This is a genomic window from Streptomyces sp. NPDC002793 (assembly GCF_040295485.1).
In the GTDB taxonomy this organism is placed as follows: domain Bacteria; phylum Actinomycetota; class Actinomycetes; order Streptomycetales; family Streptomycetaceae; genus Streptomyces.
In genome coordinates this window covers 68,614-81,154 of sequence record NZ_JBEOVL010000012.1, presented here as the reverse complement: position 1 = coordinate 81,154, position 12,541 = coordinate 68,614, and the positions used below count along the sequence as shown (strand labels likewise).

At 69.2% G+C, this 12,541-nt stretch carries 15 protein-coding genes; 5 read left to right on the top strand and 10 right to left on the bottom strand.

Annotation, left to right across the window (positions count from 1 at the left end; genetic code table 11):
- Window positions 1–95: 95 nt before the first annotated feature.
- On the bottom strand, window positions 96–371 hold the full coding sequence (locus ABT001_RS14275) for a PTS sugar transporter subunit IIB (protein WP_351276526.1): 276 nt from the start codon (window positions 369–371) through the stop codon (window positions 96–98).
- Window positions 372–550: 179 nt separating this feature from the next.
- On the opposite strand from ABT001_RS14275, the gene ABT001_RS14270 reads away from it, so the two are divergent.
- A complete protein-coding gene (locus ABT001_RS14270; protein WP_351276524.1) occupies window positions 551–1,810 on the top strand; it encodes a PTS transporter subunit EIIC in 1,260 nt (419 codons plus the stop codon).
- Window positions 1,811–2,065: 255 nt separating this feature from the next.
- Window positions 2,066–3,331, top strand: coding sequence for a PTS transporter subunit EIIC (locus ABT001_RS14265; RefSeq protein ID WP_351276522.1), 1,266 nt, complete (start codon window positions 2,066–2,068; stop codon window positions 3,329–3,331).
- Between the two features lie 81 nt (window positions 3,332–3,412).
- Here ABT001_RS14265 and ABT001_RS14260 read toward each other — a convergent pair whose 3' ends face one another.
- Window positions 3,413–4,165, bottom strand: a complete 753-nt coding sequence (locus ABT001_RS14260) for an MBL fold metallo-hydrolase (protein WP_351276520.1) — start codon at window positions 4,163–4,165, stop codon at window positions 3,413–3,415.
- A 173-nt stretch (window positions 4,166–4,338) separates the two neighbouring features.
- On the opposite strand from ABT001_RS14260, the gene ABT001_RS14255 reads away from it, so the two are divergent.
- Window positions 4,339–4,821, top strand: a complete 483-nt coding sequence (locus tag ABT001_RS14255; protein WP_351276518.1) for a type II toxin-antitoxin system PemK/MazF family toxin — start codon at window positions 4,339–4,341, stop codon at window positions 4,819–4,821.
- Window positions 4,822–4,881: 60 nt separating this feature from the next.
- Here the strand turns inward: ABT001_RS14255 and ABT001_RS14250 are convergent, their stop codons facing one another.
- The 7 genes from ABT001_RS14250 to clpS form a co-directional block, all read right to left on the bottom strand.
- Window positions 4,882–5,832, bottom strand: a complete 951-nt coding sequence (locus ABT001_RS14250; protein WP_351276516.1) for a PLP-dependent cysteine synthase family protein — start codon at window positions 5,830–5,832, stop codon at window positions 4,882–4,884.
- Window positions 5,832–6,110, bottom strand: coding sequence for a MoaD family protein (locus ABT001_RS14245; protein ID WP_351276514.1), 279 nt, complete (start codon window positions 6,108–6,110; stop codon window positions 5,832–5,834). Before ABT001_RS14245 ends, ABT001_RS14250 begins: the two co-directional genes overlap by 1 nt.
- A gap of 111 nt (window positions 6,111–6,221) precedes the next feature.
- Window positions 6,222–6,335, bottom strand: coding sequence for a putative leader peptide (locus tag ABT001_RS14240; RefSeq protein ID WP_324605446.1), 114 nt, complete (start codon window positions 6,333–6,335; stop codon window positions 6,222–6,224).
- A 120-nt stretch (window positions 6,336–6,455) separates the two neighbouring features.
- Window positions 6,456–6,890: a M67 family metallopeptidase gene (locus ABT001_RS14235; RefSeq protein WP_351276512.1), complete on the bottom strand. Its 435-nt coding sequence runs from the start codon at window positions 6,888–6,890 to the stop codon at window positions 6,456–6,458.
- Between the two features lie 132 nt (window positions 6,891–7,022).
- Window positions 7,023–8,573: an alanine/glycine:cation symporter family protein gene (locus ABT001_RS14230; RefSeq protein ID WP_351276510.1), complete on the bottom strand. Its 1,551-nt coding sequence runs from the start codon at window positions 8,571–8,573 to the stop codon at window positions 7,023–7,025.
- A 358-nt stretch (window positions 8,574–8,931) separates the two neighbouring features.
- On the bottom strand, window positions 8,932–9,516 hold the full coding sequence (locus ABT001_RS14225) for a DUF2017 domain-containing protein (RefSeq protein WP_351276508.1): 585 nt from the start codon (window positions 9,514–9,516) through the stop codon (window positions 8,932–8,934).
- Window positions 9,517–9,557: 41 nt separating this feature from the next.
- Window positions 9,558–9,875, bottom strand: coding sequence for an ATP-dependent Clp protease adapter ClpS (clpS, locus tag ABT001_RS14220; RefSeq protein ID WP_351276506.1), 318 nt, complete (start codon window positions 9,873–9,875; stop codon window positions 9,558–9,560).
- A 79-nt stretch (window positions 9,876–9,954) separates the two neighbouring features.
- Between clpS and ABT001_RS14215 the strand changes: the two genes are divergently transcribed.
- The gene (locus ABT001_RS14215) at window positions 9,955–11,283 is read left to right on the top strand and encodes a nicotinate phosphoribosyltransferase (protein WP_351276505.1); all 1,329 of its coding nucleotides are present in this window, start codon (window positions 9,955–9,957) and stop codon (window positions 11,281–11,283) included.
- Window positions 11,284–11,484: 201 nt separating this feature from the next.
- On the top strand, window positions 11,485–12,069 hold the full coding sequence (locus tag ABT001_RS14210) for an isochorismatase family protein (protein ID WP_351276504.1): 585 nt from the start codon (window positions 11,485–11,487) through the stop codon (window positions 12,067–12,069).
- Window positions 12,070–12,108: 39 nt separating this feature from the next.
- On the opposite strand, the gene ABT001_RS14205 is transcribed toward ABT001_RS14210, so the two are convergent.
- Entirely contained in the window at window positions 12,109–12,453 is a 345-nt protein-coding gene (locus tag ABT001_RS14205) for a hypothetical protein (RefSeq protein ID WP_351276502.1), read from the bottom strand.
- Window positions 12,454–12,541: the final 88 nt, after the last annotated feature.

The following is a 12,541-nucleotide window of genomic DNA, read 5'->3' as shown; positions in this document are numbered from 1 at the left end:
GAGGGTACGGGGGAGGCGGACACGACGCAGGCCCCGCTCGGACCGGTGAGGGCCGGGGGCGGGGCCTGTGGTGCGGACCTGGGTGGGTCAGCCGGTCACATCATGTCTTCGATGTCGGCGGCGATGGGGTCGGCGTCGGTGCCGATGACGACCTGGATCGCGGTGCCCATCTTGACGACGCCGTGGGCTCCGGCGGCCTTGAGCGCGGCTTCGTCGACCTTGCTGGGGTCGTGGACCTCGGTGCGAAGGCGGGTGATGCAGCCTTCGATCTCGTCGATGTTCTCGATACCGCCGAGCCCGGCGACGATCTTCTCAGCCTTGCTGGCCATGTCCTTCTCCCTGGTCTGTACGTGCGTGGGGCGGCCCACCATGGGTCCGTTTCGTCACGGTAACTCACGGTTGGCCCAACTTCACGGGCGGGTATCCGCACAGTCCCCAATGATGACGATCACCGGCGCCCTGCCTTCCGGCGGGGCTCCGCACCGTGTCGCAACTGGTCTACACCAGTGTGCAACGACTGCCAAGCCTGGCGTGTTCCGGGAGGATGCCGATGAGTGCGAACGCGGCGGCGCAACCGCAGCGGAAGTGGTGGAACGGACCGGTCCAGGGACTGCAGAAGGTCGGCCGGAGCCTGCAGTTGCCGGTGGCCGTGCTGCCCGCGGCGGGCCTTCTCGTCAGCCTCGGCAACCTCTTCGACTCCTACCTGGACGGCGCCTTCTGGAACAAGACGTCCAAGGTCCTGCTCAGCGGCGGCAACGCCATCCTGGACGGCACCGTCGGACTTCCCCTGCTGTTCTGCATCGGGGTGGCCATCGGCTTCGCGAAGAAGGCGGACGGCTCGACGGCCCTCGCCGCCGTCGTCGGCTTCCTCGTCTACCGGGGGGTGCTGGCGGCCTTCCCCGTCGACGGTTCCGTGACGGAGGCCCTTCCCGACGGCACACCTCAGAACCCGGGCGTCCTGGGCGGCATCCTCATCGGCCTGCTCACCGCGGTCGTGTGGCAGCGCTACCACCGCACGAAGCTGGTCGACTGGCTGGGCTTCTTCAACGGACGCCGCCTGGTGCCGATCCTGATGGCGTTCCTCTGCGTGATCCTGGGTGTCCTGTTCGGCCTGCTGTGGCAGCCCGTCGGTGACGCGCTGACGTGGTTCTCCAAGCAGCTCATCGATCTCGGCGCCTGGGGTGCGGCCATCTTCGGCTTCGCGAACCGCTTGCTGATCCCGATCGGCATGCACCAGTTCCTGAACACGTTCTTCTGGTTCCAGGCGGGCGAGTTCACCGGTGGCGACGGCAAGACCGTGCAGGGCGACATCTCCCGCTTCTTCGCGGAGGACCCGACGGCGGGGCAGTTCACCTCGGGGTTCTTCCCCATCATGATGTTCGGCCTGCCCGCCGCGGCGCTGGCCATCGCCCACACGGCACGGCCGGAACGGCGCAAGGAGGTGACGGGCCTGATGGTGTCCGTCGCACTGACGTCGTTCGTGACGGGGGTGACGGAGCCACTGGAGTTCTCGTTCATGTTCGTCGCGCCGTTGCTGTACGGCGTGCACGCGGTGCTGACCGGTCTCTCGATGGGCGTGACGTGGGCGCTGGGCGTGCACGCGGGGTTCAGCTTCTCGGCCGGGCTGATCGACTACGTCGTCAACTGGCACCTGGACACGAAACCGTGGCTGATCATTCCGATCGGGCTGTGTTTCGCGGTCGTCTACTACGTGGTCTTCCGGTTCGCGATCACCAAGTTCAACCTCCAGACCCCCGGGCGCGAACCCAGGGAGGACGAGGAGAGGATCGAGGAGGACCTCACGAAGTAGGCTGTCCCCGACTCCGCGCGAGGCCCCTGGACCTGATGGTCCGGGGGCCTTCGCCGTGTCACCCAGGGTGCCGGTGGGACTACGCCGGAGGCGGGGTGGAATATCGAAGGTTCCTTATCCAACCCTCACGTGCTAAAACTGGTCTACACCACTGAGTGGTCCAGACCACGCGGCCGTTCTGTCGCCGGGTTCTTCGAGTCGCCGCCTCCCTTCTGTCAATGACCTGGGCGGCACCTTGCCCCATGGAGGAAGTTGATGAGTACGGATACCGCTGCGGCGGCACCCGAGAAGAAGAAGGGCGCGGGCGTCATGGCCGTCATGCAGCGCATCGGCCGCAGCCTCATGCTGCCGGTCGCCGTGCTGCCGGCGGGCGCCCTCCTGGTCCGGCTCGGCAACCCGGACATGCTCGGGCGCGATTCGTTCCCGGACTTCGTCGTCAAGATCGCCGGCTTCATGGCGGCGGGCGGCAACGCGATCCTCGACAACATGGCGCTGCTGTTCGCCGTCGGTATCGCGATCGGCTTCGCCAAGAAGTCGGACGGCTCCACCGCGCTCGCGGCGGTCACCGGCTACCTGGTGTTCAAGAACGTCCTCGCCACCTTCACCGACAGCAACCTCCCCGAGGTCGCGGAAGTGGTGGACGGCAAGATCGTGATGAACGAGGCGCCGGTCAACGCCGGCGTACTCGGCGGTGTGGTGATGGGCATAGTCGTCGCCCTGCTGTACCAGCGCTTCTACCGGACGAAGCTGCCCTCCTGGGCCGGTTTCTTCGGCGGCCGCCGCCTGGTGCCGATCCTCTCCGCGTTCGCGGGTCTGCTCATCGGTATCGTCTTCGGGTACATCTGGCCGGTGCTCGGCACGGGCCTGCACAACTTCGGTGAGTGGCTGGTCGGTTCGGGGGCGGTCGGCGCGGGCATCTTCGGTGTCGCCAACCGTGCGCTCATCCCGGTCGGCATGCACCACCTGCTGAACTCGTTCCCGTGGTTCCAGGCCGGTTCGTTCGAGGGCAAGAGCGGTGACATCAACCGCTTCCTGGCCGGAGACCCGACGGCCGGACAGTTCATGACCGGCTTCTTCCCGATCATGATGTTCGCCCTCCCGGCGGCCTGCCTCGCGATCGTCCACTGCGCCCGTCCCGAGCGCCGCAAGGTCGTCGGCGGCATGATGTTCTCCCTCGCGCTGACCTCGTTCGTCACCGGTGTGACCGAGCCGATCGAGTTCACGTTCATGTTCATCGCCCCGGTGCTGTACGCGATCCACGCGGTGCTGACCGGCGTCTCGATGGCCTTGACCTGGGCACTCGGCATGAAGGACGGTTTCGGCTTCTCCGCCGGGCTGGTCGACTTCCTGCTGAACCTGGGCATCGCGTCGAAGCCCTGGATGCTGGTGCTGGTGGGGCTCTGCTTCGCAGTGGTCTACTACGTGGTCTTCCGGTTCGCGATCACCAAGTTCAACCTGCCGACGCCGGGCCGTGAGTCCGACGAGGAGCTCGCCGAGCTCCAGAAGGCCGAGGCCAAGTAGCCCGGCCGGCCGCTTTCGCACGACACACGGAAGCCCCCACCTCCCCGCCGCGCGGGGGTGGGGGCTTCCGTCGTACAGCGGTCAGACCTCGTACACCGCGCCCGGCACCGCCAGCTCGACCGGGCCGTCGTAGACCTCGCGGGCGTCGGCGAGGTTGCGTTCGGCGTCCGTCCACGGCGGGATGTGGGTGAGGACGAGGCGCCCCGCTCCGGCGCGTGCGGCGTACTCGCCTGCTTCGCGGCCGTTGAGGTGGAGGTCCGGAATGTCCTCCTTGCCATGGATGAACGATGCTTCACAGAGGAACAGGTCGGTGTCCTCCGCGAGTTCGGCCAGCGCCTCGCAGGCGCCCGTGTCACCGGAGTACGTGAGGGAGCGCCCGTTGTGCTCGACCCTGATGCCGAACGTGTCCACGGGGTGGCGGAGCTTCTCCGTACGGACGGAGAAGGGGCCGATCTCGAAGGAGCCGGACTTCAGCGTGTGGAAGTCGAAGACCTCGCCCATCGCGTGGTCGGACGGCGTGTCGGCGTGGGCCGTGGTGAGCCGCTGCTCGGTGCCTTCGGGGCCGTACACGGGGATCGAGGCGGGGCGTCCGCCGTCGAAGCGGTAGTAGCGGACGACGAAGTACGCGCACATGTCGATGCAGTGGTCGGCGTGCAGGTGGCTGAGGAAGATGGCGTCGAGGTCGTAGAGACCTACATGGCGCTGCAGCTCGCCCAGGGCGCCGTTGCCCATGTCGAGGAGCAGCCGGAAGCCGTCGGCCTCTACGAGGTAGCTCGAGCATGCCGATCCCGCGGACGGGAACGAGCCGGAGCAGCCGACGACGGTGAGCTTCATGGAGCGTGAACCTCCGAGGCGTGGGAACGGGGGAGGGTTCGTGCGGTCCGTCGAGCGTAAGGCGCGAAACCACTGGTCGCTCCTCCACGGCCTGCCGTTGTGGGGGAACTCACCTGTGCTGTCACCGGTTCGATGGAAGGCCCGGTGTCGCCGGTCGCCGGTACGGTCGGGTCATGAACACGTGGTGGTGGGTGGCACTGGTCGGCGTTGTCCTGTTGGCGCTCGTGGTGACGGCGTCCGATGCGCGGGGCCGGGGCGGGCGGGGGCCTCGGCGGCCGGGCGGGCGTACGCGTCCTCCGGGGCGTGCCCCTGAGCGTGCCCCGGAGCGGAAGAAGGGGCGACCGCACGGGAAGCCGAGGCCCGGGGAGATCTGGTGGGCGGATGTGCCGTTCGAGGACGGTCCGGGGTCCAAGGACAGGCCGTGCCTGGTGCTGTCGGTGCGGGGCGGCACGGTGGTCGTCGCCAAGATCACCAGCAAGCACCATGAGGAGCGGCCGGGGGTGATCGCGTTGCCGTCGGGTGTGGTGGGGGACGCCCGGGGCAGGCAGAGCTTCCTGGAGACGGATGAGCTGCGGGAGGTCCCGGTGTCGGGGTTCCGTCGGAAGGCGGGCGAGCTGGACCCGGGGATGTGGCGGCGGGTGCGTGGGCTGGGGTGAACGCGCGGGAGGCGCGGTGCGGGATGTCCTCCCGTCCCGCGCCTCCCGGCTGAAGGGGTGTCAGGCCCAGAGCTGGCCGTGCAGGGTCTCGATGGCGGCTTCGGTCGTGGGGGCGGTGTAGACGCCCGTCGACAGGTACTTCCAGCCGCCGTCCGCGACGACGAAGGCGATGTCCGCGGACTCGCCCGCCTTGACGGCCTTGCGGCCGACGCCGATGGCGGCGTGGAGTGCGGCGCCGGTGGAGACGCCCGCGAAGATTCCTTCCTGCTGGAGGAGCTCACGGGTGCGGGTGACGGCGTCGGCGGAGCCCACGGAGAAGCGGGTGGTGAGCACGGAGGCGTCGTAGAGCTCGGGGACGAAGCCCTCGTCGAGGTTGCGCAGCCCGTAGACGAGGTCGTCGTAGCGGGGTTCGGCGGCGACGATGCTGACGTCCGGCTTGTTCTCCCGGAGGTAGCGGCCGACGCCCATGAGGGTGCCGGTGGTGCCGAGGCCTGCCACGAAGTGGGTGATGGAGGGCAGGTCGGTGAGGATCTCGGGGCCGGTGGTGGCGTAGTGGGCGCCGGCGTTGTCCGGGTTGCCGTACTGGTAGAGCATGACCCAGTCGGGGTGCTCGGCGGAGAGCTCCTTGGCCACGCGTACGGCGGTGTTGGAGCCGCCCGCTGCGGGGGACGAGATGATCTCGGCGCCCCACATGGTGAGCAGGTCGCGGCGTTCCTGGGAGGTGTTCTCCGGCATGACGCAGACGATGCGGTAGCCCTTGAGCCTGGCCGCCATGGCGAGGGAGATGCCGGTGTTGCCGCTGGTGGGTTCGAGGATGGTGCAGCCGGGTGTGAGGCGTCCGTCCTTCTCCGCCTGCTCGACCATGTGGAGCGCGGGGCGGTCCTTGATCGAGCCCGTGGGGTTGCGGTCCTCCAGCTTGGCCCAGATGCGGACGTCCTCGGACGGGGACAGTCGCGGGAGCCGGACCAGTGGGGTGTTGCCCACGGCGGCGAGCGGGGAGTCGTACCGCATCAGCGCATGCCGCCGGCGACGGCCGGGAGGATGGTGATGTTGTCGCCGTCGGTGAGCTTGGTGTCGATGCCGTCGAGGAAGCGGACGTCCTCGTCGTTGAGGTAGACGTTCACGAAGCGGCGCAGCTGGTCGCCGTCGACGATGCGCTCACGGATGCCGTTGTGACGGCTCTCCAGGTCGGTGAGGAGATCGGCGATGGTCTCCCCGCTGCCCTCGACCGCCTTGGCGCCGTCGGTGTAGGTGCGGAGGATGGTCGGGATGCGGACCTCGATGGCCATGGCGTGGGCTCCTGTCGAAAGCGGGGAGGTGGCGGGGGCGCGCGACTGCGACCCCCGCGCGGGGGTGGTGCGTACGTGGTGGCGCTCGGACCGCGGCTCAGGCCGTGCGGTTCACGGGCAGGCGGAAGCCGGACACATCGCGCTGGACAGCCTGCACAGGTCGACGTGCAGCCGCGCGACGAGCAGCATGCCCGGCGTCTTTTCGCTCACGTCATGGGGAACCATGCGCTCATCGTATCGATTCCCCGCCCGGAATCCCGAGTGTGATCCCACATGGTGGATGGTATGCGTTCGCCATGTGGACTCCGGACGGGGATCGGTGCATCCGGAACCGTTCCTGGGGCGTCAGACGGCCGTGGGGTAGGCCTCGACGACCTCGACGTCTTCTTCGGTGATCTCGCCGTCCACGATGCGGTACGAGCGGAACTGGAAGGGGCCCGCTTCGTCGGTGTCCGCGGTGGAGACCAGCACGTAGTGGGCGCCGGGTTCGTTGGCGTAGGTGACGTCGGTGCGGGAGGGGTACGCCTCGGTCGCGGTGTGGGAGTGGTAGATGATCACCGGCTCCTCGTCGCGGTCGTCCATGTCGCGGTAGAGCTTCAGCAGGTCCGTGGAGTCGAACTCGTAGAAGGTGGGCGAGCGGGCGGCGTTGAGCATGGGGACGAAGCGTTCGGGGCGCCCCGTGCCGGCCGGGCCGGCGACCACGCCGCAGGCCTCGTCGGGGTGGTCCGCGCGGGCGTGCGCGACGATCTGGTCGTGGAGCGCCTGGGTGAGGGTCAGCATGGCGCCCAGGATAGGACCGTCCGCGCCTCATGTGCCGGACGGCCCTTCGCAGACGGGACGGGCCCGTACCGAGTTGAGGTACGGGCCCGTCCGGATGCGGGGACGCGGAGTCCCGTGGATGCTGTCCGGAGATCAGCCGGCGTTCACCGAGGCGTGGTCCGGACCGCTGTCCGGCGTCGTGGCCGTGGAGTCCTTCTCCTCGGCCTTGAAGCGGCGGACGAACTCGAGGAACGTGTTCAGTTCGCGCTTCACGACGGGTGCGAGCAGGTACAGGCCGATGATGTTGATCACGGCCAGCGTGAAGAGCACCGCGTCCGCCATGTCGATCAGGGTCTGCAGCGTGAGCAGGGAGCCCGCGACCGCGAACACCGTGTAGATGATCTTGTAGATGGTCTCGCTGGTCCTGGTCCGGCCGAAGAGGTACGTCCACGCCTTGAGGCCGTAGTAGCCCCAGGTCAGCACCGTGGAGATGGCGAACAGCATGACGGCGACGGTCAGGATGTAGGGGAACCACGGCATGACGGTGGCGAACGCGTCGGAGGTGATGGTGACCCCGCCGATGTCCTCGCCCGAGCGGGCCTCGTCCCAGCTGGCCGGGTTGGCCACGACGATGGTCAGCGCGGTCATGGTGCACACGATGACGGTGTCGATGAACGGTTCCAGCAGGGCGACCAGGCCCTCGCTCGCGGGGTGCTTGGTCTTCACGGCGGAATGGGCGATGGGGGCGGACCCCAGACCGGCCTCGTTGGAGAAGGCGGCCCGCTTGAAGCCGACGATCAGTGCGCCGATGATGCCGCCCGCGACACCCTCGGGGTCGAACGCGCCGTCGATGATCGTGCCGATGGCGGCAGGCAGGTGGGAGACGTTGACGGCGAGCACGGTGAGGCAGGCCAGGATGTACAGTCCGGCCATCGCGGGGACGAGGCGGCTGGTCACGGAGGCGATGGAGCGGATGCCGCCCAGGAGCACGATGCCGACGATCGCGGCGACCAGCAGGCCGAAGAGGAGCGCACCGGCGGAGGACCCGATGACCCCGTCCTCGCCACCGGTGACCGAGACGAGCTGGGCGTAGCTCTGGTTGACCTGGAAGAGGTTGCCGCCGAAGAGCCCGAAGAAGAGGATCATCGCGGAGGCGAGGACCGCGAGGACCTTGCCGAACTGCTTGCCCCGGTTGCCGAATCGTTCGGCGAGTCCCTTGGGCAGGTAGTGCATGGGCCCGCCGGAGACGGTGCCGTCCGCGTGCACTTCCCGGTACTTCACGCCGAGGGTGACCTCGACGAACTTGGTGGCCATGCCGAGCAGGCCGCAGAGGATCATCCAGAACGTGGCGCCGGGCCCGCCGATGGTCACGGCCACGGCCACACCGGCGATGTTGCCGAGTCCGACCGTCCCGGACACGGCCGCGGTGAGCGCCTGGAAGTGGTTGACCTCGCCCGGGGCGCCCTTTTCGTCGAAGCGGCCCCGCACGACGTCGATGGCGAGCCGGAACTTACGGATCTGGATGAAGCCGAACCAGCCGGTGAAGACCAGACCGGCCACCACGAGCCAGGCGACGATCAGTGGCAGACCGGTGCCGAAGACGGGCACCTCGTAGAAAACGACTTTCCCCAGCCATTCGGCAATGGGTTCGAAAAAGCCGCTCACGGCTTCGTCGACGCTTCGGGTCATGGAGTCAAGTGACATCTGGCTACCTCAGTGGCGCAGGACTGTCCGGGCGTGGGGCGCGGAGAGTGCGGGTGCGGACTTGGAGCAAGCGCCGGTGTCCGTTCGGCGTGTGGGGGCCGGCGGGTCCGTGGACGCGGACCTGCCCGTGCCTGTGCTGCGTTCCGGCGATCGGCCGGGGCTCATCGGTCCGGCGAGGGGTGGGGCCGAAAAATGAGTTGTGCAGTAGTACCACAGCGCCCAGGCCCCGATGCGTGACGCACGTCACGCCGAAATGGGTGAAAGCCGCCGTTCCGGGCCCCTCTCACGAAACGGCGACGGTATCGTTATGCGGATTTGAGCATCCGTTGAGCGAACGCCTCGTGAACGGGCGCCGCCCCTACGGCATCAGCGTCTCGACGAGCGTTTCCTGCAACGCGCCGAGCCAGAGATAAGCCATCACCATCGGCTTGCGCGGATCGCTGTCGGGGAGCCGGTAGAGCGAACCGTCGGTCCCCTCGTCCTCGTCGGACACCTCCAGGCGGGTGCCGATCGTGAGCCGGAGGTCGTTGAGGGTGCCCAGCCAGTTGCGGCACTCCTCCGGGGCGAGCCTGAGCACCGCACCGCTGTCCGCCACGGGCGAGAGGGCGTCCAGGGTCCGCACGACGGCGAGGGCGTCCTCGCGCTTGCGGGTGCGCAGGTCGTTCTCGGTGAAGCGGCGGAATTCGGCGGACGCCTCGCGCAGCTCCTTGTCCTCGTTCCCGTACGCCTCGGGGAAGAGCCGGGCCAGGGCGGGATCGGAGGGCGGTTCGCTGGGGCCCTCGGCGAAGAGGGCGGCGAGCGGATCCTCACCCTCGGCCGGTTCGTCGCCGGGCCCGATCATTTCGAGCAGCTGGACGGCGAGGGAGCGCAGGATGGCGATCTCGACCTCGTCGAGTGCGACGGCCGCGCCGCCGCCTGGGGTGGCCTCGAAGTGGCCGGCCATGAATTCTCCGATGGTGGTTCGGGCGGAGGGGCAGCGGTCGGTCAGTTGCGATCCTGGGTCAGCGTCGCCCAGAGGCCGTAGCCGTGCATGGCCTGGACGTCGCGCTCCATCTCCTCGCGACTGCCGCTGGAGACGACCGCACGGCCCTTCTGGTGCACGTCGAGCATCAGCTTGTGCGCCTTGTCCTTGGAGTAGCCGAAGTAGGCCTGGAAGACATACGTCACATAGCTCATGAGGTTGACCGGGTCGTTGTGCACCAGCGTCACCCAGGGGACATCGGGCTCAGGGACAGCGAAGGTCTCCTCGGCCGAGTCGGGACGTTCGATCTCTACGGGGGCAGCAACGCTCACCCACCCCATGCTGCCACCAGGAGGGGTCCCGCGCATAAACGGAGGCCACATCTCGTCACTTTGACGAATAGGGGGTAGCATCGCCGACATGAACTCAGCGGACCTTGGGCGACGGGTCGGTGTTCCGTCGACCGCGCTCTTCACCGACCAGTACGAGCTCACGATGGTGCAGGCCGCACTGAAGGCGGGCACCGCGGACCGGCGCTCCGTCTTCGAGGCCTTCACCCGCCGACTGCCCGAGGGACGGCGCTACGGCGTCGTCGCGGGCATCGGGCGGGTGCTCGACGCGGTGGAGAACTTCCACTTCGACGACGAGATGCTCGGCTTCCTGCGCGACCAGCACATCGTGGACGGGCCCACCGTCGACTGGCTGGCCGACTACCGCTTCAGCGGCGACATCTGGGGCTACCCGGAGGGCGAGGTGTACTTCCCGGGCTCACCGCTCCTGCGCGTCGAGGGCTCCTTCGCCGAGTGCGTGCTGCTGGAGACCGTGATCCTGTCGATCCTCAACCACGACTCGGCGATCGCCGCGGCGGCGTCCCGGATGTCGGCCGCGGCCGGCGGCCGAAGGCTCATCGAGATGGGCGCGCGGCGCACGCACGAGCTGTCGGCGGTGGCGTCGGCCCGTTCCGCGTACATCGGCGGCTTCCACACCACCTCGGACCTGGCGGCCGGCTTCCGGTACAACATCCCGACCGTCGGGACGAGCGCGCACGCCTTCACCCTCCTGCACGACAGCGAGCGGGACGCCTTCCGGGCGCAGGTCGACTCGCTGGGCCGGGGTACCTCGCTGCTGGTCGACACCTACGACGTGACCGAGGCGGTCCGTACGGCGGTGGAGGTCGCGGGGCCGGAGCTCGGCGCCGTGCGCATCGACTCGGGCGACCTGCTGCTCGTCGCGCACCGGGTCCGGCAGCAGCTCGACGAGCTGGGTGCCACGGAGACGAAGATCGTGGTGACCTCCGACCTCGACGAGTACGCGATCGCCTCGCTGGCCGCCGCGCCCGTCGACGCCTACGGGGTGGGAACACAGCTGGTCACCGGGAGCGGGCACCCGACGTGCTCCATGGTCTACAAACTGGTGGCGCGTGCGGGGTCCGCCGATCCGGCCGACCCGCTGGTGCCTGTGGTGAAGAAGTCGCTGGGCGCGAAGTCGTCGAGGGGTGGCCGCAAGTGGGCGGCACGCCGTCTGGACGAGACCGGGGTGGCCGAGGCCGAGGTGATCGGCACCGGCGACGTCCCGGAGGAGCTGGCGGAACGGCAGATGCAGGTGCGGCTGGTCCGGGGCGGCGAGGTGGTCGGCCGGGAGCCGCTGGAGGCCGCCCGGGAACGCCACGTCGCGGCGCGGGCCGGGCTGCCGATGTCGGCGATGCAGCTGTCCCGGGGAGAGCCGGTGCTGCCCACGGAGTACGTGTGAGGCCAGGCCGTCGCACGGGGGCGGGGCCGGAGGGAGACCCGAGGTGTGCGCCCCCTCCCGCCGGGTACGTCCAGTCCCTAGGCTGAATGGCCGAATGACATCCCCGCAACCGCCCCCGTCCCCGTCCTCGTCCCCACTTCCGTCCCCGTATCCGTTCCCGCCTCGCGTCACCCGCCCGGCCCCCACCGAAGGACAACCGTCATGCATCGCGCCTTGATCGTCGTCGACGTTCAGAACGACTTCTGCGAGGGCGGCAGCCTCGCGGTGGCGGGCGGCGCCGATGTCGCCGCCGCCATCACCGACCTGATCGGTGATGCCCAGCCGGGTTACCGCCACGTCGTGGCCACCCGGGACCATCACGTCGACCCCGGTGACCACTTCTCCGCGACCCCCGACTTCGAGCACTCCTGGCCGCCGCACTGCGTCGCCGGCACGGAGGGCGTGGGCTTCCACCCCAATTTCGCCCCCGCCGTGGCCTCCGGCGCGATCGACACCGTCTTCGACAAGGGGGCGCACGCCGCGGCGTACAGCGGCTTCGAGGGTGTCGACGAGAACGGCACGGGGCTCGCCCAGTGGCTGCGCGAGCGGTCCGTCACCGCCGTGGACGTCGTCGGCATCGCCACGGACCACTGCGTACGGGCCACGGCCCTGGACGCCGCCCGGGAGGGCTTCACCACGCACGTCCTGCTGGACCTGACCGCCGGTGTCGCCGAGGGGACCACCGAGCGGGCCCTGGAGGAGCTGCGGACCGCCGGCGTGGAGCTGTCGGGCAAGCCGGTCGTCTGAGACCGGCTCCGAAGCGCGGCAGCTGCCCCTCCCGGGCGCTCAGGCCGCCGGGCGGGCCGGTCCCGCGTATCCCGTGGCCCCCAGCAGCGCCCGTATCGGGTGCCAGAGCTCCTGACCGGTCCGCTGCGCCGTGCGCCAGAGCAGCCCGTCCGGGTGGTGCAGGACGGCCGTGATCTCGTCCGGGGTGGGCGGCTGGGCGTTGCCCCTGAGGTACACGGCGCGCAGCCCGAGGTTGCGCAGCCTGGTCAGGGCGCGCGCCCGGTTCACGGCGTGCACCAGCACCCGTACCGGCTCTCCGGGGCCGGTTCCGCCGAGCGGACCGTTCAGGGTCAGTGCCACCACCACGGTGCCGTTGGGCAACCTGCAGAAACCTCCGCCTGCCATGCTTCGCGCTCCCCCGTAAGACTTCGTGTCAATAAGGATCCGGTAGGACGCACCTAAACACGATCGGCCGCCGCCCGCTAGAGGGGCG